General features: G+C 62.4%; 21 protein-coding genes. 12 read left to right on the plus strand and 9 right to left on the minus strand.

Going from position 1 to position 19,040, the window contains the following annotated elements; translation table 11 throughout:
* The first annotated feature begins 219 nt into the window (after positions 1 to 219).
* Positions 220 to 420 carry a hypothetical protein gene (locus tag PQQ53_RS06400; protein WP_408323478.1) on the plus strand — a complete coding sequence of 67 codons (201 nt, stop codon included), beginning with the start codon at positions 220 to 222 and terminating at the stop codon, positions 418 to 420.
* A gap of 270 nt (positions 421 to 690) precedes the next feature.
* A complete protein-coding gene (locus PQQ53_RS06405) occupies positions 691 to 1,314 on the plus strand; it encodes an arsenate-mycothiol transferase ArsC (RefSeq protein ID WP_408138745.1) in 624 nt (207 codons plus the stop codon).
* A 62-nt stretch (positions 1,315 to 1,376) separates the two neighbouring features.
* Here the strand turns inward: PQQ53_RS06405 and PQQ53_RS06410 are convergent, their stop codons facing one another.
* Both PQQ53_RS06410 and PQQ53_RS06415 read right to left on the minus strand, forming a co-directional pair.
* Positions 1,377 to 1,658: a hypothetical protein gene (locus tag PQQ53_RS06410; RefSeq protein ID WP_408138743.1), complete on the minus strand. Its 282-nt coding sequence runs from the start codon at positions 1,656 to 1,658 to the stop codon at positions 1,377 to 1,379.
* Between the two features lie 287 nt (positions 1,659 to 1,945).
* Complete coding sequence (locus PQQ53_RS06415) at positions 1,946 to 2,272, minus strand: H-NS family nucleoid-associated regulatory protein (RefSeq protein ID WP_408138741.1); 327 nt, start codon at positions 2,270 to 2,272, stop codon at positions 1,946 to 1,948.
* A gap of 749 nt (positions 2,273 to 3,021) precedes the next feature.
* Here PQQ53_RS06415 and PQQ53_RS06420 point away from each other — a divergent pair.
* On the plus strand, positions 3,022 to 3,339 hold the full coding sequence (locus tag PQQ53_RS06420) for a hypothetical protein (protein ID WP_408138739.1): 318 nt from the start codon (positions 3,022 to 3,024) through the stop codon (positions 3,337 to 3,339).
* 58 nt (positions 3,340 to 3,397) lie between these two features.
* Here the strand turns inward: PQQ53_RS06420 and PQQ53_RS06425 are convergent, their stop codons facing one another.
* A complete protein-coding gene (locus PQQ53_RS06425; protein WP_408323479.1) occupies positions 3,398 to 3,670 on the minus strand; it encodes a hypothetical protein in 273 nt (90 codons plus the stop codon).
* 343 nt (positions 3,671 to 4,013) lie between these two features.
* On the opposite strand from PQQ53_RS06425, the gene PQQ53_RS06430 reads away from it, so the two are divergent.
* From PQQ53_RS06430 to PQQ53_RS06445, 4 genes are all read left to right on the plus strand, one after another.
* A complete protein-coding gene (locus PQQ53_RS06430) occupies positions 4,014 to 5,261 on the plus strand; it encodes an MFS transporter (protein WP_408152104.1) in 1,248 nt (415 codons plus the stop codon).
* 123 nt (positions 5,262 to 5,384) lie between these two features.
* Positions 5,385 to 5,897 (plus strand): low affinity iron permease family protein, encoded by a 513-nt coding sequence (locus tag PQQ53_RS06435; protein ID WP_408152105.1) that lies wholly within the window; start codon positions 5,385 to 5,387, stop codon positions 5,895 to 5,897.
* Positions 5,898 to 6,432: 535 nt separating this feature from the next.
* On the plus strand, positions 6,433 to 7,038 hold the full coding sequence (locus PQQ53_RS06440; RefSeq protein ID WP_408138732.1) for a hypothetical protein: 606 nt from the start codon (positions 6,433 to 6,435) through the stop codon (positions 7,036 to 7,038).
* A gap of 148 nt (positions 7,039 to 7,186) precedes the next feature.
* Positions 7,187 to 7,420, plus strand: coding sequence for a hypothetical protein (locus PQQ53_RS06445; RefSeq protein ID WP_408323480.1), 234 nt, complete (start codon positions 7,187 to 7,189; stop codon positions 7,418 to 7,420).
* 577 nt (positions 7,421 to 7,997) lie between these two features.
* Here the strand turns inward: PQQ53_RS06445 and PQQ53_RS06450 are convergent.
* A complete protein-coding gene (locus tag PQQ53_RS06450; protein WP_408323481.1) occupies positions 7,998 to 8,507 on the minus strand; it encodes a hypothetical protein in 510 nt (169 codons plus the stop codon).
* Between the two features lie 368 nt (positions 8,508 to 8,875).
* Positions 8,876 to 9,793 carry an AraC family transcriptional regulator gene (locus PQQ53_RS06455; RefSeq protein ID WP_408323482.1) on the minus strand — a complete coding sequence of 306 codons (918 nt, stop codon included), beginning with the start codon at positions 9,791 to 9,793 and terminating at the stop codon, positions 8,876 to 8,878.
* A gap of 100 nt (positions 9,794 to 9,893) precedes the next feature.
* On the opposite strand from PQQ53_RS06455, the gene PQQ53_RS06460 reads away from it, so the two are divergent.
* The gene (locus tag PQQ53_RS06460; protein ID WP_408323483.1) at positions 9,894 to 10,643 is read left to right on the plus strand and encodes an SDR family oxidoreductase; all 750 of its coding nucleotides are present in this window, start codon (positions 9,894 to 9,896) and stop codon (positions 10,641 to 10,643) included.
* A 244-nt stretch (positions 10,644 to 10,887) separates the two neighbouring features.
* On the opposite strand, the gene PQQ53_RS06465 is transcribed toward PQQ53_RS06460, so the two are convergent.
* From PQQ53_RS06465 to PQQ53_RS06475, 3 genes are read right to left on the minus strand one after another with little or no spacing between them, the layout of a single operon-like run.
* Positions 10,888 to 11,877 (minus strand): substrate-binding domain-containing protein, encoded by a 990-nt coding sequence (locus PQQ53_RS06465; protein WP_408323484.1) that lies wholly within the window; start codon positions 11,875 to 11,877, stop codon positions 10,888 to 10,890.
* Between the two features lie 16 nt (positions 11,878 to 11,893).
* Positions 11,894 to 13,285, minus strand: coding sequence for an MFS transporter (locus PQQ53_RS06470; protein ID WP_408323485.1), 1,392 nt, complete (start codon positions 13,283 to 13,285; stop codon positions 11,894 to 11,896).
* Between the two features lie 32 nt (positions 13,286 to 13,317).
* Entirely contained in the window at positions 13,318 to 14,166 is an 849-nt protein-coding gene (locus PQQ53_RS06475) for an IclR family transcriptional regulator (protein ID WP_408323486.1), read from the minus strand.
* Positions 14,167 to 14,444: 278 nt separating this feature from the next.
* Between PQQ53_RS06475 and PQQ53_RS06480 the strand changes: the two genes are divergently transcribed.
* From PQQ53_RS06480 to lra1, 3 genes are all read left to right on the plus strand, one after another.
* Positions 14,445 to 15,197 (plus strand): SDR family NAD(P)-dependent oxidoreductase, encoded by a 753-nt coding sequence (locus PQQ53_RS06480; protein WP_408323488.1) that lies wholly within the window; start codon positions 14,445 to 14,447, stop codon positions 15,195 to 15,197.
* Between the two features lie 254 nt (positions 15,198 to 15,451).
* Positions 15,452 to 16,630 carry an L-rhamnonate dehydratase gene (gene rhmD / locus PQQ53_RS06485; RefSeq protein ID WP_408323490.1) on the plus strand — a complete coding sequence of 393 codons (1,179 nt, stop codon included), beginning with the start codon at positions 15,452 to 15,454 and terminating at the stop codon, positions 16,628 to 16,630.
* Between the two features lie 100 nt (positions 16,631 to 16,730).
* Positions 16,731 to 17,513, plus strand: a complete 783-nt coding sequence (gene lra1 / locus PQQ53_RS06490) for an L-rhamnose 1-dehydrogenase Lra1 (RefSeq protein ID WP_408138727.1) — start codon at positions 16,731 to 16,733, stop codon at positions 17,511 to 17,513.
* A gap of 37 nt (positions 17,514 to 17,550) precedes the next feature.
* Here lra1 and PQQ53_RS06495 read toward each other — a convergent pair whose 3' ends face one another.
* Entirely contained in the window at positions 17,551 to 18,558 is a 1,008-nt protein-coding gene (locus PQQ53_RS06495; RefSeq protein WP_408138725.1) for a LysR family transcriptional regulator, read from the minus strand.
* A gap of 130 nt (positions 18,559 to 18,688) precedes the next feature.
* Here PQQ53_RS06495 and rhaM point away from each other — a divergent pair, with 130 nt between their 5' ends.
* Positions 18,689 to 19,012 (plus strand): L-rhamnose mutarotase, encoded by a 324-nt coding sequence (rhaM, locus tag PQQ53_RS06500; RefSeq protein ID WP_408323491.1) that lies wholly within the window; start codon positions 18,689 to 18,691, stop codon positions 19,010 to 19,012.
* Positions 19,013 to 19,040: the final 28 nt, after the last annotated feature.

The raw sequence follows: 19,040 nt of genomic DNA on the forward strand, positions 1-19,040 counted from the left end.
TCAATGACACGTTCGTGACGCGCCAAGGTGTGAAGTGCCGCGTGGCCTCGCTGCCGGACGCGCGGTCGCTGATGCATCGGCACGCCGTTCGCCTATGCGCGTGCGATATGTCCGTCCGCGCGCCGCGCCGCATGACGGGCGATCGCTCTTTCTCATCCTTTCCCGCGAACACCCCGCTTCGCTCGACTCCCGCAGTCCATCCCCGGAGGTACGACGGCCATGTTTACTTTCATCGTGGTAGTGGCGATCGCGGCGTTTATCCCCTACGTCGCGGCGCCAGCCATTGCTAATGGAGTGAAGGCGGTCAGCACGCCATCGCCGGAGGTGTCGCTCGACGAGGCTCCTCAAGCGCCGGCCGCCGGCAGCGATGCGGCGGATCGGCCCATGCCGCGGCAGCGCGACGGCGAGAGTGCCGGTTGAAGGCGGCACGTCCTGGCCTCGAAGCCGGCCTGCAGCAGTGCGTCGCCGTACCCGCCGCGCATGCGACCGACAGCCGGATGTAAGCCGAACCATTCACGCTGGTACACTTCGCGGCGAACACGATAGAGCGTTCAGTGCCCGTGAGTTGAGACCCCTGGTAGAAATTCCCGTGGCGCAAGTATTTAAGACATCGTAGTGTCACGGGGGCGCAAGACTGGGCCGGCACAATGGCGCCCAGAAGCAAAAATAAAACATGGGTACGGGGTGAGCGTGACCAGAAAATACAAAGTGCTGTTTCTCTGCCGCGATAATTCAATACGCAGCATCATTGCCGAAGCTTTGCTGCGCGAACTGGCCGGACACAGGTTCGACGCATTCAGCGCTGGGCCGGAGCCTGCCGCGCGGGTTCATCCGCTGGCGCTCGCGCAACTTCGGCCAGGCATTTCGGGGCGCGACGTGCTTAGCCCGAAAAGCTGGCTGGAATTCACCGGCGAATGGGCGCCGCGCATGGACCTCGTCATTGCGCTCGACGAATCCGTCGACGAACATCACGCGCCTGCGTTTCCTGGTGCGCCTTCGTTGCTCGCGTGGACCTTCGCCGATCCGCTCGCCGACGGTGTGCCGGATGACGAGCGCGTGCGGCTGTTCGACAAGATGTTCTGGCAGATCGTGAAGCAGGTCAGCGCGTTTATCGAATGGCCGCAATATGCGGCAGCGCCGGCACGCGCTGCTGAGGCCCATATTGACGCCGCCGCGATCACGAGCGCCGGGCAGACCTTGAACGCGAGCGGCGCGCCCTACGCGGACCGCCACGTCGCGCCCGTTTCGGCCGGCGATGCATTGAACGCCGGAACGGTCCTGTCAACGGATCGAACCACCACGTGCAACGCCTGAGCGACGCATGAACGACGCCTGAACGGATACCTCGGGCCATCCATTGCCCGGCGTCGGCTGCCTCATTGCCCGGTCTTCGTGGCCTTCACCGGGCCTTTCGGCGACGTAGGCTGCATACCGCCATCCATCGCATCCAGTTTTTTCACGGCGCCGCCCGGCATCGCGTCGAGCGGACTCGGCGCGGGGTCGCCCCAATGCGTCATGCCCGCCGTCGCGGCGCTATGCGCATTGCCGCCGCCGCTGCCTCCCTGACCGTTGCCGCCGCCTTGCGCGAACGCCGGGCCGCTCGCCATTGTCAGAGCCGCCAGGCAGCCCAGCGTGATTTCAAGCATCGATAGTCGCATCACATTTCTCCTTGCGAGCTCATCAGGCGTCAGGGGGCGCTGCGAGCTGGACATGTCCCGCTCATGACGTGCATGACCGGTCCCGGGCGGCAACGCGCGATTGCGCTGCTCTCACCGGATATACGGCGGGCACGGGCGTCTGGATGCAAATCGGCAGGGCGCAAGGGGGCTTTGCACGCGCGTCGGCGGGCACGCCTGTATGCCAGAACCAGTGATGACCCACGGGAGAAAGTGGGGTGTGCGTTTTACGTGAGCGGCTCGACAGTATTTTACGGCTTGACTGTGACTTAGCGGCTATTGGAACGCGCAAGCGGACTTCCGGCGAACGGATCGTTCTTCCAGTCCACGTGTTTTTTCGGCTGCGGGGCCGGGGCCGGTTTGGCCGTCAATTCGAAGTGGTCGATTGATTGACCTGCGCTGATTGCCTGTTTCAGCCATTGGGGCATTTCACCCTGGCCATCCCAGCTGTCGCCGGTCGCGCTGCGGTAGCGTTCGGCTTTTTGCGCCATCGGCTCGGACGCCAGCACGGCAGCAAGGTCTTCTGGTTTGATGCCAAACTCTTCCATGCGATGGCGGAGATACGCAATCATGCTATCTCGCTTTCTTTCGTCCATAAGATATTCGTCCTTCTAAAACGTCCAGCGTTCTGTCAGTTACAGATTGCAAGGGAAAGTCGCGATGCGTCGATCCCTTTTAAAGGGGCCGGCCCGCGTTGGGGTGATCGATCGAAGGAATTCCATGAGCTGCGTTAAAAACGTTGCTCCATAAATCGCAATACAGCTTATGTCCGTTGCGGGCACCTATAAACCGCCGTGCCGACCAGTGAATATTCCAGCGCTTCGCCGTGCGGCGGACAAGGCTCGATAAGCCTCGCGGCCGCAAATGGAAAAAACTGTGATGACAATGCACTGATTGCGAATGGCTGACTTCAGGTCCACGCTCCGTCTCTCGGCGGTGCTGCGTGCGCGCCGCTTTTTTACGTTATGGCAGCATCATAACGCACTGAGCGGCCAAAGCACGCGCCGCACTGGGTGATTTTATCGGTGAATGCGGTTTATCGAACGGTATCGGCCTCATCCGGCACCCGTTCCCCCGGTTTGAATTCCCGGATGGGCGAGCTATAACCAAATAGCGCAACAGCTATTCGCGCTGCCAGCTTGTGGCGACCGGTTCCGGCGATTTGCCAGAACGCATCTGGTATCGGTCGCGAGGATGGCAATTATTTACCCGTTTAGTTCGATGGCCCGGCACGGCAGTCGCGCATCGGCATCGATCTGTTCCTCAGCCCGATTGGGCAAGTTGGTTTTCGCGGATCACTCTTCAGGAGGACGAGCACTGCCGCGCCGGATTCGAGGAGTTGGCCATGAAATTACGTTTATTGGTGGTAGCCGCAAGCGCCGTTCTGCTTCTCGCGCCCAGAACGGCCAACGCGATGGGGCCGCAGGGCCAGCCGGACAGCGCAATCTCCGGCAGCGCGCAGATGCAACGGAACGCGAATGAATCGGCGCAGGCGACGACCGATATGTCGCTCGGCGAAACCTGGCACGGTACGGAGACGGGCGCGCAAGGAGCGCAGAACGTGTCGTACGGCGGCGTGGCCGCGGGGCAGGCGCAAACAGGCGGGCGGCACGGCCAGGCCTGCGGCTCCGGACCTCAGTGCAAGATCTATTTCGGTCAATGACCGCTCAACGAGGGGCATGCGGCGTCCGGAGGAAGACGCCGCGTCCCGCGTGTCGTTTTCACGCCAGCGCCAGAATTTGCAGCGACTGGCTTGTCTGCCCGCCAATGCGGTCCATCATCTCGGCGACACCACGTCCTTGCAGTTCGCTGCGCTCGTTGTAGCTGCGGAATTCATCCAGCAGCGCGCGCCACGACGCGTGCCAGCGCATCTCCCTCACACAGAAACCCGACGGATCCGCAATGCGCAGCACGCCATTGTCCGGATAGAAGGTCAACGTGACGGGCATGCCGTCGAGTACGCAGGTGGCGGTGCAGGGGCGGGTGGTCAGCATGGGCGAGTTCCTTCTTCTGGTTGGCCGATGAGTTTGCGTTGAATGCCGACGGGCTTCAGCAAACGCTATACCCGCATTGCGCGCGCAGCCGCCTCAGACAAATTCACTGCGATCCGCTGAATACCCCCACGACCGACTGCAATTTTCCGGTGTGGTCAGCGAGCGATTAAAGACGATGTTAAGGTGTCGTCCATTCGGGTTTCACCCACTGTCTTTCCCCGACGGCAATCGCAAGCAGGCTACCAGGCCTGCTTTTTCAATTGTGATTCGCCGTGCGCGAGTCGATTAGTGCGGTGCGGCCGCTCCAATCTCACCCGTTGTTGAATAACCCGCGAACAATACTATGTTGATTGAAGATAATCTGCCGGCGCAAAGCGCCGCGACGGACGACGGCGTCTCGTCGTCGCTGCGTTCGTGGCTGGCGGTCGGCGCCGTCGCGATTGGTGCATTCGCATTCGTGACGACGGAGTTTCTGCCCGTCGGCGTGCTGCCGCGTGTCGCGGTGGATCTGGGCGTGTCGCCCGGCACGGCAGGCCTGATGGTGACCGTGCCCGGCGTGATCGCCGCGATATCGGCGCCGGGCTTGATGCTGGTGGCGGGCCGCATGGATCGGCGGCGCGTTTTTCTTTTGCTCACCGCGTTGCTGCTGGCATCGAACCTGATTTCGGCTTTTGCGCCCAGTTTTCTGTTCATGCTGCTCGGACGCGCGCTGCTCGGTGCGTCGTTGGGCGGTTTCTGGACGCTGGCCACGGCGGCCTCGGGGCGTCTCGTGCAGCCTAAAGATGCGCCGCGAGCCATGGCGACGATCCTGACCGGTGTCACCTGTGCGACCGTGATCGGCGTGCCGCTCGGCACCTTCATCGCAAGCTTTGCCTCATGGCGCACGTCGTTTCTTGCCACCGGCGTGCTGGTTGCGTTCGCGCTCGTCGCGCAGTTCTTTTTCGTGCCGTCGCTGCCGTCGTCCACCGCACTGCGTCTGCGCGATCTGGTCGATGTACTGCGCCGGCCGCATCCGCGCCGCAGCATGCTGATGGTGGCGCTCGTATTCGGTGCGCATTTCTCGTCGTACACGTACGTCACGCCGTTCCTGCTGCGCAACGCGAATCTGTCGATGTCGACCATCACGTGGCTGCTACTCGGCTTCGGCATCATCGGCTTCTTCTCGAACTTCGCCGTTTCGTCGACGGTGACGCGCAACCTCAAAACGTCGGTCGGCGCGATGATCTCGCTGTTGATGTTCGCGTTGGTCTCGCTGCCGCTCCTGCAGCATTCGTCGCTTGGCGTGATGGCGTTCGTGCTCGCGTGGGGGGTGTCGTTCGGTGCGTTGCCGTTGTGCTTCAGCATCTGGGTTCAGCGCGCGACGCCGGACTCGCCGGAAGCGGGGTCGGCGCTGTTCGTGAGCATCATCCAGGTCGCGATTGCCCTGGGGTCGCTGGTGGGCGGCGTGGTGGTCGACCATGTCGGCATCCCGGCCGACTTTCTGTTCGGCGCCGGCCTCGCGCTGCTGGGACTCGCCGCGCTGGCGAGCTTCGCCAGCATCGAGCAGCGCGTGGCGGCCAAGGCGATCGCCTGTCCGGCGTGCATGGACTAGCGGTTCTGCGGGACGGGCGCGATACGTGGCGCCGGTGAGCCAGGCGCAATAGGCATGCAATGTGCTGTGAACGTGCTATCAGCGGTAATTGGATAACACGATTCGCAGCCAACGGAGGCAGCCATGCGAGAAGCCGCACCTAGCTCATCTGCGGACAGTCCTGGCACCGCACCGGACGCATCCCGTACGGTTCCCGCACCCACCCATCCGGTCACGCGAGCATTCGACGCCTTTGCCAGTTCGGTGATGCGGCTGGCGGGTTCGCCGGTTGCCTTCGGCGTCGCGGCGATTACGGTGCTCGTTTGGGCCGTCACCGGACCGCTGTTTCACTACTCCGATGGCTGGCAACTGGTCATCAATACCGGCACGACCATCATCACCTTTCTGATGGTCTTTCTGATCCAGCAAGGGCAGAACAAGGACAGCGTGGCCGTGCATCTCAAGCTGAACGAACTGCTCGCCTCGCATCGCGCCGCGAACAATCAACTGATCGGCATCGAGGCCGCCTCCGAGGACGAGCTTCGACGCCTTGCCGCAGCGTATTTGCAGCTGGCGAGCAAGGCCGTCGGCACGCGCGCGGAAAGCGTCGATGTGGATGCCTGTGTGGAAAAGAAGCCGGCGCAGGCGAGTGAATAAAAAAAGCTCGATGCGATTACTTGCCTGCTGAGCTTACCGCGGCATGCGGGGCGTCGATGTTCCGCCAGGTCGGTCGCGAACTGTGACATGTGCGCACGCGGTGAATAGCTCACGCCGATGCGCGTTCTGATCAGCACGAGTAAACGTCCCACCGCTCATCGGCGCGGAGCGGCCGACCGATTGGCCGCCCGGCAGCACTTGTTCAACCTTCGCGCGAAGTTGTGGCGCAATACCACGGGATGCGAATTCATCCCCTGCGTATCTGATTTGCGCCAGCCGGAATAGGGTAGCGTATCCGCACGGCTGCCGGACCAATGCATTTGCAATGCGCCATGGATCGACCACGGCGCCGATCCGTGCCGCCATCCCACAATCGCACCCCACACCACAGAAACAGCAACGGCTGATCATGGCGGCCGGGCAGGCTCGCGTGTACGATCATCCTGCGCGGCCTGTCGAAGACAGCGCACGGGCGATCAATGGAATGGCTTGTGGGATTGACTTGTACCAACGACACAATCAAAAGGAGTAATCCATGGCTTGCAAGACACCGAAGTCGAAGTTGAGTCGCATGAAGGCTATTCCGGCCGTGCTGGCGCTATTGCTCGCAACGGCTTACCCGGCTGTGGCTCAGGAGGCGGCTTCAGTGCCGCAGGCGGTCGGCGCGGCGGCGCTGGTTCGCGTGCAGGCGCGTGTCGTCGAAATCGATGCGGAGTCGAACAGCGTCGCGTTGCGTGGTCCGCGTGGCAACGTCGAGGTCGTCGACGTGAATCCCGAGTTGGCGGACGTGAAAAAGCTGCACGTGGGCGACATCGTCAACATTGCATACCAGAAGGCCGTTCTGATCGGCGTCGACAAGGTCGCGACGAGCGGAATCCGTCAGCGTATCGATACCCAGCTTGCACAGCCCGCATCGGGTGGCGTCGTGGCGTCGGCGCGCCGTGTCGAGGTCGTGGCGACCGTGCAGAAAATCGACCGCAAGCGTCACTCGGTCACGCTGCGCGGGCCGACGCGCACCGAAACGCTCGACGTCGCGCCGGACGTTTCATTGGCCGGCCTCAAAGTGGGTGATTCGGTGCGGGCGGTCTTCGTCGCCGCTATCGCGGCCTCCGTGTCGCGCGACGGCGCCGAGCTCAAATGACGAACGCATGGTGCGAATGACGCGCCACATCGCGTACGACGTCGGCGGCAGCGCGATTGCGGTTCGAAATCGCGCTGCGCCCGAAGTTCGACGCCGTGCCCGGCAACGATCGTCGACGCGGTCATGGCGTCGCGTGAAGGAGCATGGAATGGAACAGAAACCAGTGAAGTCCACCGACGCATCGGCTCGCAGAAAACTCCTGCGCAGCAAGGTGCATCTCGGGCTCGCCGCGTTCGGCACGTTGGCGGCGGTCGTGGGAATCGGCGTGGTGATCAAGGGCGGCCTTTATTTCGACCGGACGAAAGTGCTGGTCGGCGTGGGCATCATCATCGTGTCGACCGTGCTGTATGTTTCGATGCTTTTCATCGAATCGGACGAGTAGGCGTGGCTTGCGCGGTGTGTGGACGCGGCGCCGCCCGGTTTCCGCGCGAGAAGTGAAAGCTCGCGCGGAAACCGCCTTCGTAGAAGCAGGCGGAGTTCGTTCCTATGTGTCGACATATCCCTGCACGGGCAGTGCTCATTCATTGGCAAAAACACACATGGACCTGTGGATTCAACCTTGCAGACCGTGCTCTGATCTTTACGGCGAACCGGCTGCGAGTCCCCCGCACGAGAATCTCAGGTTCGATAGCGTCGGCGCGGTAGCGGATACGCGAAAGGAAGAGCACTACACCTGCATGCGATGCCGCGCGGTGTTTGCGCGAATACTCGCCGGCCCGCCAGCGCAGCAGATCTGGATGCTGTTGAACGCCGGACAGCATTGAGGCTGCGCCGGCTGCACCGCGGACCACGTAAGGCGCCGCAGGTAACCGGATAACCGGTGATTTCGAGTGCGCTCGCTACTCTTCCCACGTCGGCTTCATGGCGCCTGGTCGGGCTGCCTGTGCACGTGCCCCTGGCGATATATATCAACATTCTTTGTCAGTCGCGCCCTATGCCAAATGTCATCGGCGCCGCCGCTAGGGTAGACGATAGTTGCCAGTCTTTTTGCCAATGTAATGGAACGAGCCTTTTTCGGCCGGCAACGCCTGCACTACCTGCCAGTCGAATTGCCCCTGGATGCCCTTGTATTTTCCAGTGCCCGAAACGAGGGTTCCTTTTCCCGATGTTGCGGCATGTGGATGGTTAAAAGCCTCGACGAATTTGTCTCCGTCTTTGTCCGAATACACGCAGTAGCCGTTTCCGGCTCCGGCAGTAAAGCCGGCTTCAACGCAGTGCGCCGTGATGTTTTGCAACAAGGGCGACTTGCTGTTGTTTGCCATCAGGAGAGTTGATTCGTACAGGTACACGACGTCGTCGGCACTGGTTCCGATCTCTCGTACGTCGGTGCCCGCAGCGGAGTAGGTGGCGTCGATGGTTCCTTGCTTCGGTATTGTTTGAGCCGATCCGGTGCATGGCGCCAGTGTCGTAAAAGCGGTCAATGCAGATAAATAAAAAATCTTTTCAGCGATATTGCGAGCGAATTTCATTGTGACGCCCTCATAATGACCTCTGTTGAGAATCGCACTATCCATCGAAACAGGCGGACTGAACAGGATGGCTCTTGGGGCGCACAGTTCGAAATTCCTGGCCCATCGCTGCTGGAAATGCGAAGTATCCAGGAATACTAATGGAACATGAAGTAAATTCTTCTAATTCAGATCGTATGACACGCGATTGATTTATAGAGCTTTAAAACTGAAGTGCCAATATTTATTTATTGTTTCTGTTCTATATCTGTTCCAGGAGAGTAGAAGCTAGAGGCTGACCTCGCTTGTCAGTCGACCTGCCGTTCGCGTGGAATCTGATTGAGCCAGGGACGCGCGCCCAGATCCAGGCGCCCGTTGTTTGCGCCGTGTTACGCCTCGTTCGCGGCCGCCTGCTCCTCGCGCGCGTACCGCGTCGGTGGCCGGCCAACATGTCGGGTGAAGGCGACGCTGAAGGTGCTGGCGGAGCTATAGCCGACGCGCTCCGCGATCTCCGCGACCCGCCCTTCGTTACGGCGCAGCAGATCCTTCGCGAGTGCCATGCGCCACGTGAGCAGATATTCCATCGGCGCGACGCCGACCGCGCGGCTGAAGCGCTCGAAGAAGGTCGAGCGCGACAGCGCGGCTTCCTTCGCGAGCTCGGCGACCGTCCATGCATACGCCGGGCGGGCGTGCATCCCGCGGATCGCGGCCGCGAGGCGGGCATCGGCGAGCCCGCTGACGAGACCGGGTGACGCGTTCGTTCCTCCTGCCGTGGAACGCAGCGCCTCGATGAGCAGCACTTCCAGCAACCGCGAGAGCACGACTTCGCGCGCGGGCCGCTGCTCGTGTGACTCCTCGCGCACGAGTTGCACGAGCGTGGCCAGCCGCTGTTCGCCGCGCACATGCACGAGTTGCGGCAGCAGCGAGACCAGCAGGGGCGCATCCGGCGAACCGAAGCTGCAATGCCCCGCCATCATTCGCACGTCGACCGGATTGCCCAAGGGGCCGATTCTGAACTCACCGCTGCCCAACGCGACGGGCGCGGGCGCGTCCAGCCCCGGTGGCGGCTCGAGGCTGGACACTGAGACGCCATAGGCCGCGGGAATCAGAACGAAGTCACCCGACTGGAGTTCGATGGGATCGTGTCCGTCGATTGCGATGCGGCACCCGCCTTCGAGGAGCACGCAATAGAACGGCTGGCCGGTATTCGAGCGGCCGGTGCGCCAGGGGCTCGCGCCGTGGATGAGTTTCGAGAACCGGGCACTCGGCTCAAGCAGGGTCACCACTTCGGCCAATGGATCGATCATCGCCGGACTCCCGCAAATGAAATTCGGATTTTTGATTGTAGCAAGTACGGACGCAGAGACCTATCGTAGGAGCTCACACAAACACCTCACAGGAATGCCCATGCAAACTGTCCTGATCACCGGCTGCTCGTCGGGTTTCGGCCTCGAGATCGCCCGCTACTTTCTGGCCCGCGACTGGCAGGTCGTCGCCACGATGCGCACGCCTCGCGCCAACGTACTGCCACCGGCACAACGCCTGCGCGTACTGGCGCTCGACGTCACGAATCCGGAGAGCATTCGCGAGGCGGTCGAGGCCGCCGGTCCGATCGACGTACTCGTGAACAACGCAGGCTTCGGCGCGGCTTCCCCGGCCGAACTCGTCCCACTCGCGACAGTGCGCGAGCTCTTCGAGACCAACTGTTTCGGCACGATCGCATTGACGCAAGCGGTGCTGCCGCAGTTCCGGCAGCGCAAGGCCGGCGTCGTCGTGAACGTCACGTCGAGCGTGACGTTGAAGGCGCTGCCGCTACTCGCCGCGTACCGTGCGAGCAAGATGGCGGTGAATGCGTTCACCGAGTCGATGGCGCTGGAACTCGAGCAGTTCGGCGTGCGGTCACACCTGGTGCTGCCGGGCCGCGCGCCCGACACCCGCTTCGGCGAGAACGCACGCGCCCACATATACGGCTTTGAGCACGAGGCCTATGCCGATCTCGCCAGGACGATCGTCGAACAGCTGCGGGATACGTCATCTCCGATCACCCATGCGCAGGACGTCGCCGAAGCCGTGTGGCGCGCGGCGACCGACCCGTCATCGCCGCTGCGTATTCCGGCCGGCGCCGACGCCGAAGCATGGGCGGCCGAAGTTCGCTGATCGGCTTTCAGGGCCACGCTACGACGCAATACAACAGCGATACAGCGATGCAGGACAATCTCATCGCGCTCGTGACCGGGGCGACTCAGGGAGTCGGTTTCCCGAGCGCACTGACCGGCAGCCGATACGTCTCAGGAGTGCTGGTTTCAAACTGTCCGGTTTCGATCGTGTTACGGTCGAAGCCCGTGTACCAGCCTCCACCTTTCTACATCGTCTTCTCCATTTATTCGGGATTGCGAGCAGGTCAAATCACGAACTGTTCAAGCGTGGACGGTGCGAACAATTCGTCGATCTTCATGAGGCGCGAAGACAATCCCTGAGCGTGGTGGTAGCGTAGAAACGCGTTGATCGTCGCTTCATTGCCGGCAATGCCATAACGCCAGTAGTCCTTGCCGAGCAACGCGACAGTTTCTTCGTATTCTGCGGCAAGCCAGGGCAGGGTCGCCTTCAGCGCGGCCAATTCAGCGAGATTCGCGAGCGCGAGATTCTTGGCTTCGGTGAATGCCTTGAGCACGCTTGCCGGCAACCACGGATGCTGCTCCACCAACTCGCGGCGAATACCGATGACATGCATGATCGGAAAGATGCCAGTCTTCGCGTAATACGCCTTTTCGGTGGTGCGGAAATCCGGAAACAGGCGTGTAAGCTCAGGGTGCCCCGCGAGGAAGGCGCTCGGGGCGCGCGGCGCGACGATACCGTCGATGCGGCCGTCGATCAGCCATTGATTGAGCGTGGCGTCGGATGGAATCGGCTCGATCTCGATCCCGGATTCGTTCCTGTAGGCCACCTTCTCATGACGGCCAGGCTGCTCGACGCCGCCCGTGCGCCACCGGATGTCGCTGGACTTCACGCCGTATTCGTCTTCGAGCATGCCGCGGGCCCAGACGGGTGCGGTCAGCTGGAATTCCGGCACGCCCAGCGTCTTGCCCGCCAGATCACGCGGCGTGACGATGCCCCGGTCGCGACGAATGTAGATCGAAGAATGCCGGAACATCCGCGAGATAAAAACCGGAATCGCGACATATGGCGACTCGCCGCGCGAGCGCAGCATCGTGTAGCTGCTGAATGAAAGCTCCGCGATGTCGAACTCGGCCGATCGCAGTGCGCGGAAGAACGTTTCCTCGACCGGCAACGAAAGATAGTTGGCATCGCAGCCTTCGATCTGCACGCGTGCGTCGAACAGTGCGCGGGTTCGGTCGTAATCCCAGCAGGCGACCGTAAGGGGCAACTTCATATAAACACTCCTGAATTCAAGCGGTAGTTTGGGTGGAAAGATCGACTGGTGTAGCGATGGCAGCCGTGGGATGGCGGCGCCGGTAGAAGGCGAGGGCTGACACGCTGAGCGCGGCGACGATCACGGGCGCGGCTACGGCCGCGAACATGAATGTCGAGCTCCAGTGCGCGGCCAGCATCGCGGCGCCGATCATCGAACCGACAATCGACCCCACTCTTCCCATGCCGAGCGTCCAGGCGACGCCGGTCGCACGCGTGACGGTCGGATAGAAACTGGCTGAGAGAATGTTCGTGCCGGTCATCGTGCCGCCCGTGCCGATGCCGGTCACGAACAGTGCGGTCAGGGCAAGTGCCGGTGTCTCGATCAGATGACCCAGCGAAGTCAGGCTGGCGGCGGCGCACAAAAACGCAACAGCAAGCACGTATTGCGGATTGAAACGGTCCATCAGGAAGCCGAGCAGGATCGCGCCCATGCCGTTTCCTGCCAGATAGAGCGCCGTCATCAACGAGGCCTGGCGGAATGGAACGCCGCTCGACTGAATGAGGATCGGCAGCCAGTTGCCGAGGAAATAGATGACGAGCAGCGCCATGAATGCCGTGATCCAGAGCAGCAAGGTGCCGCCGCGCAGGCCGGGGCGCAGCAGATGTTGGAGCGAGGAACCGATGGGCATCGGTTCGGCGAGTGTCACGTGGACCCCGCTCAGATCGGTAGCCGGCGCGATTCGCTGCAAGATGTGGCGCGCGCTGTTCTGCCTGCCGTGTGCCACCAGGTATCGCACCGATTCGGGCAATCCCAGGTACAGCATCACGGTTAGCGCGAGCGGCAGGGCGCCGCCGAGCAGGAGCATCGACTGCCATCCATAGGCGCCGATCAGATGCGGAGCGACGAGGCCGCCAAGCGCGCCGCCTGCGGCGATACCGCAGCCAATTGGCGCGACGAGCGTCGCGCGAAGGCGATCGGGGCAGTATTCCGCCGCCAGCGTATAGGCGTTGGGCATGGCGCCACCGAGCCCCAGCCCGGTGAGGAAACGCAACACGATGAGCGTCTCGATGGACCCCGCCCACGCCGACGCGATGCTGAAAAGCCCGAATAAGGCCACCGAACAGATCAGCGTCGGTTTGCGGCCAAAGCGGTCGGCGACCGGCCCGAACAGAAAGGAGCCGATCGTCAAACCGAAGAGGCCGGCGCCGAACATCGGCGCAAGCTGCGCATGGCCCGCGCCAAAATGAGTTTTCAACGCGGGCGCGATATAACCGACGACAACAGTGTCGTAGCCGTCGAATATGAGAATCAGGAAACAGAGGAAAAACGTCCGGATCTGAAACGAGGACATTTTTTGAAGATTGATAAAATTGTGGACTACTATATTTTCTTTTTGTGTCATGGCACCTGTCTCCTTTGTTGGCATTGTTGCCTTGTTCTAGTCGTTGGCGGGCAACCCTATCCCGCGGCGATGCGTTTGATCCCCTCCGTCATGCGCTGGCCGAGTGCGGCGACGATCTCGCCTTCTGCCGGGATACGCGCGGCGTCGTATTCGGACGCGTGGCGCACGACGCTGATACTGCCGGTTACCCGGCCCTCGGCATTGAAGATCGGCGCGGCGAGTGCGAAGACATCCGGGTCCACTTCGGCCTGCGCGACGGCATAGCCTCGCTGGCGGATCGCGCCGAGCGCTTTCCTGCATTCGCGCCAGCTCGAGCCGAGCGTCGCGGTGTTGATGTGTTCCTGGTTTTCCAGGTAGATACGCATGAGTTGCCGTTCCGGCAACCAGGCCAGCACGGCCGTGGAGGTCGCGCCACGCAACAGCGGCATCGGACAGCCACGCCGATAACTGAGGTCGGCGTCCAGATGGCCGTACTCGCCGATTGCGATGACCTGATCCCGGAACAGGCGGCACAGGTGCCACTTCTGTTTGGCCGCGAGTTGGGGCAGGTGGGCCTCGATATCCTTCATCGTCACCAGCATCGGGTCGCTCTCGGCCAGTTGCCGGCCGAGTTGGATGATCCGTGGGCCGAGGCTATAGCGTCCGGTCTCGACTGGCGCGATCAGCCCCGAATCGGCGAGTTCGCGAAGATAACGATAGGTGGCCGAACGGGTGAATCCCCGCTCGGCCGCGAGGCCGTCCGCGGACCATAGAGGCTTCTGCTCGGTGAAGAGATCCAGCAACGACAACATGCGCTCAAGGCTGGAACCCCTGGCTTCTTCCTGGTTTTCCCTGTTGCTGACGGGCTCCACGTACAGCGCGTCGTCCTGGTTTTTTATCATGGCAGCACGTTGGAAGCCGTCCATTCGAGACGGCTTCGTTATTCCTGAAATATCGAATTTCAGCAAAATTACCGCAATATAGGAAAAATGTAAACGGCGGCCGCGGGGCTGACTTGCGCGAAAGAAGATGCGCGCCTGCCCCCAAGGCGCGAATGCCCCCGATTCACTTTTGTTATCGCCCCCTCCAATACTCGAATTGTTGACGCATCGCACCGCTCGTATATTGCTGAACTATCAGCACGGACAGCAGCGATACAACAACTTACAGGCACGCCCCTCGGGCGGCCCACAGGAGCACAGCGATGAATCAGATCGATCTGGAGGGGCGCGTCGTCGCCATAACCGGCGGTGCGCGCGGCATCGGCTACGCGGTCGCGCAGCGGGCGCTGAACTCGGGCGCGTCGGTCGCGTTGTGGGACGTCGACGCCGAGCGCCTCGCGCGCAGCCAACGCGAACTGAGCGAGCTGGGCAAAGTCAGCGCGATCACGGTCGAGCTGACCCAGGAAGCCGCCGTCGCGCAGGCGGTCGAGCAAACCGTCGCCGGGCACGGCGCGATCGACGTGCTGATCAATTGCGCCGGCATCACTGGCGGCAACGGTGCGACGTGGGAACTGGAGCCCGATGTCTGGCGCCGCGTGATCGACGTGAACCTGATCGGCCCTTATCTGACCTGCCGCGCGGTGGTGCCGCAAATGCTCAAGCAAGGCTACGGGCGCATCGTCAATATCGCGTCGGTGGCGGGCAAGGAGGGCAATCCGAACGCTTCGCACTACAGCGCGTCGAAAGCCGGACTGATCGGTTTGACCAAGTCGCTCGGCAAAGAGCTGGCGACCAGGAATATTCTCGTCAACGCGGTCACGCCGGCCGCGGCCAAAACCGAAATCTTCGACTCGATGTCGCAACAGCATATCGACTACATGCTCTCGAAGATTCCGATGAACCGCTTCCTGTTGCCGGAAGAGGCGGCGTCGCTGATTCTGTGGCTGTCCTCGGAGGACTGCGCGTTCAGCACGGGCTCGGTGTTCGACCTGTCCGGCGGACGAGCCACTTACTGAGCGCTCACAGCGCGCGACCCGAACGTCCGCGCCGCAGCGGTATTCAGAACGAGACAGACGCGCCGAGCCGCCGCGCGCTTCGCGTAGGAGACGACATGCACCCGCACGCGCCTGGTTCACGTCACGCGAGCGATGGCGGCGCAATGCGCCGCAGTCACGCTCACCCCGACACGCCTTCCCGCAACTTACTGCATCGCGCCTGCTAGGCGCATTGTCGACAATACGTTCGACGCATCCATAACGGAGCTCCTTTCATGGCCATGCCTACTATCCGGCACGTGCGTGCCTTCATCGTTCGCGGCGGCGGTGCGGACTATCACGATCAGCCCGGCGGACACTGGATCGACGATCACATCGCCACGCCGATGGCGCGCTATCCCGAGTATCGCCAGAGCCGCCAGTCGTTCGGCATCAACGTGCTCGGCACGCTGGTGGTGGAGATCGAGGCGAGCGACGGCACGGTCGGCTTCGCGGTGACGACCGGCGGCGAGATCGGCGCGTTCATCGTGGAGAAGCATCTCGCGCGTTTTCTCGAAGGGCAGCTTGTCACCGACATCGAGAAGATGTGGGATCAGATGTATTTCTCGACGCTGTACTACGGCCGTAAAGGCGTGGTGCTGAATACGATCTCGGGCGTCGATCTCGCGTTGTGGGATCTGCTCGCGAAAGTGCGCAAGGAACCGGTGTATCAGTTACTGGGCGGGCCGGTGCGCGACGAACTGGTGTTTTACGCGACCGGCGCGCGGCCCGATCTCGCGAAGGAGATGGGTTTCATCGGCGGCAAGCTGCCGTTGCAGCACGGTCCAGCCGAAGGCGAAGCGGGCCTCAAACAGAATCTGGAGAAGCTCGCCGACATGCGCAGCCGCGTCGGCGACGATTTCTGGCTGATGTACGACTGCTGGATGAGTCTCGACGTGCGCTATGCGACACGGCTTGCGCAAGGCGCGCACGAATACGGCCTGAAATGGGTCGAGGAGTGTCTGCCGCCCGACGACTACTGGGGTTACGCCGAACTGCGCCGCAACGTGCCACGCGGCATGATGGTGTCCACCGGCGAGCACGAGGCGACGCGCTGGGGTTTCCGTATGCTGCTCGAGATGGAGTGCTGCGATCTGATCCAGCCGGATGTGGGCTGGTGCGGCGGTATCACCGAGTTGATCAAGATTTCCGCGTTGGCCGATGCGCACAATGTGATGGTGGTGCCGCACGGTTCGTCGGTGTACAGCTATCACTTCGTCGTCACACGGCACAACTCGCCGTTCGCCGAGTTTCTGATGATGGCGCCGAAGGCCGACGAAGTCGTGCCGATGTTCACGCCGCTTCTGCTCGATGAGCCGGTGCCCGTGAATGGCCGGATGAAGGTGCCGGACACGCCGGGCTTCGGCGTGAGGTTGAATCCCGAATGCGCGTTGGTGCGGCCCTATCCACGTTGAGGCACGTTGAGGCGCGTTGAGTCGTGTTGAACGCGCATTGAGTTAGCGTCGGCCTCGCACCGACGCTCGCCGTTTCGATGACCAGGCAAAGGAGAATGACGTGCTGCTCAAGGATAAGGTCGTGATCGTCACTGGCGGCTCGCGTGGCATAGGCCGCGCAATCGCCGTCGCGTGCGCCGCCGAAGGCGCGGACGTGGCGATCAACTACTGGGGCGATAACGACGCATCCTATGGACGCCGCTCCGCCGTGGCGGAAGTCGTCGAAGACATTGAGGCGCTTGGGCGGCGCGTGATAGCGGTGGAGGGCAACGTCGCCGCGCGCGACACGGGCCAGCAACTCGTGCGCCAGACCGTCGAAGCATTCGGCAAGGTCGACGTGCTCGCGAGCAATGCGGGCATCTGTCCGTTCCATGCATTTCTCGACATGCCGCCGGACGTGCTGGAATCGACGGTGGCGGTCAATCTGAACGGCGCGTTTTACGTCACCCAAGCCGCCGCGCAACAGATGAAAAAGCAGGGCACGGGCGGCGCGATCGTCGCGACGAGTTCGATCAGCGCGTTAGTGGGCGGCGGCATGCAGACGCATTACACGCCGACCAAAGCGGGCGTGCATTCGCTGATGCAATCGTGCGCGGTCGCGTTGGGGCCGTACGGTATCCGCTGCAATTCGGTGATGCCGGGCACCATCGCGACCGACCTCAATGCGGAAGACCTCGCCGACGAAGCGAAGAAAGCGTACTTCGAAAAGCGCATTCCGCTTGGCCGGCTGGGACGCCCGGACGATGTCGCCGAGTGCGTGGTGTTCCTCGCCTCGGACCGTGCGCGTTATGTGACGGGCGCCGCGTTGCTGGTCGACGGCGGCCTGTTCGTCAACCTGCAGTAACGCGCGGAACGTGCCAATACCGCGCGCGATGCCGATCTCAATGCACTGGGTCGGGCGCGATCAGCGAGTCCGGCGCGCACAGCGTGGCGAGGTCGTCGCCGTCGCGAGCGAGCGTGCGCGAGAAACCGCGCAACAGGTCGATGAAACGCAGCGCCGGTTCGGCGAGCGCTTCTCCCTTGCGCGTGAGAATGCCGAATCCGGCAAGACTCTTGCCGATTTCGAGCGGCAGGGCGACCAGCAGCTTGCCGCGCAAATGATCACGCACGACCGACTCCGGCAGCATCGCGACCGCGTCGTAATTCTCGAGCAGTTGCAACGTGGCGAAGATCGACGCGCATTCGGTCAGGTTGACCGGCGTGGCGAGTCCCGCACGCGCGAGCTCTTCCTCGAACAGCACGCGCGCCGGGCTGGTGACGGGTTGGGCGACCCACGGCCAGTCCACCAGTTCGGACAACGTGATGCGGGTGCGCTGCGCGAGCGGATGCACCGAACGCACGACCAGCAGCAAAGTCTCGCGCGCGAGCGGTTCGAAACTGAAGTCGTTGTGCTGCAGCGGACTGGTCAGGCGGCCGAGCGCGAGATCCACTTCGCGGCGATGCAGCAATTGCACGACCTGGTCGCTGGTTTCGCCGAGAATGCGCACGTTGAGCAAGGGGCTTTCGGTTTTCAGCGCGGCCACCGACATCGCCAGCAGATCGGGCGCGGCGCCCATGATCGCGCCGACGGTCAATTGCCCGTGGCCGCCGCGGCGTTTGACGTCGAGGTCTTCGGCGAAGCGCGTCAGCTCGGCCAGCGCGCGGCGCGCGTACGCGAGCGTGACGACGCCGAGCGGCGTGGGCGTCATGCCGCGCGCGTTGCGCTCGAACAGCAGGAAGCCGAACGCTTCTTCGATGTCGCCGAGCATGCGGCTCGCGCTCGGCTGCGCAACGTTCACGGCCTCGGCGGCCTGATGGAGATTGCGCGTGTCGTCGAGTGCGACGAGCAGCGCGAGGTGCTTGAACTTGAGCCGGTTGACGAGTGCGACGGCAGCTGAATATTGGCTCATGGTCCGGGTGCGATTCGGTTTGTGGATCGCCCAATCCCAACTACGGATTGAGTTGCTATCGACGCAGGAATTATAGTCGCATCAGACGCTTCTCCGGAAAGCGCCCCAATACGACGGGAGACAGGCCGCAATGGAAACAATCGCTTTCCGCATGGTGCTCAACCCCGGCATGCGCGAGGAATACGAACGACGTCACGCGCAGATCTGGCCCGAACTGGTTGATGCGTTGCACAAGGCCGGGGTGCGCGACTACCGGATTTTCTTCGACCCGGATTCGAACCACCTTTTCGCCATGCTGACGCGGACCTCCAATCACACGATGGACGACCTGCCGCAACTCGACGTGATGCGCAAATGGTGGGATTACATGGCCGACATCATGCAGACCGCGCCGGATCACACGCCGCTTCAACAATCGCTCGAACCGGTGTTTCATTTGAATTCGCTGAGTTGACGGTTCACCGCACGACCACGTTAATTGA

Origin of the sequence: Paraburkholderia strydomiana (assembly GCF_046030495.1) — a bacterium.
In the GTDB taxonomy this organism is placed as follows: domain Bacteria; phylum Pseudomonadota; class Gammaproteobacteria; order Burkholderiales; family Burkholderiaceae; genus Paraburkholderia; species Paraburkholderia strydomiana_A.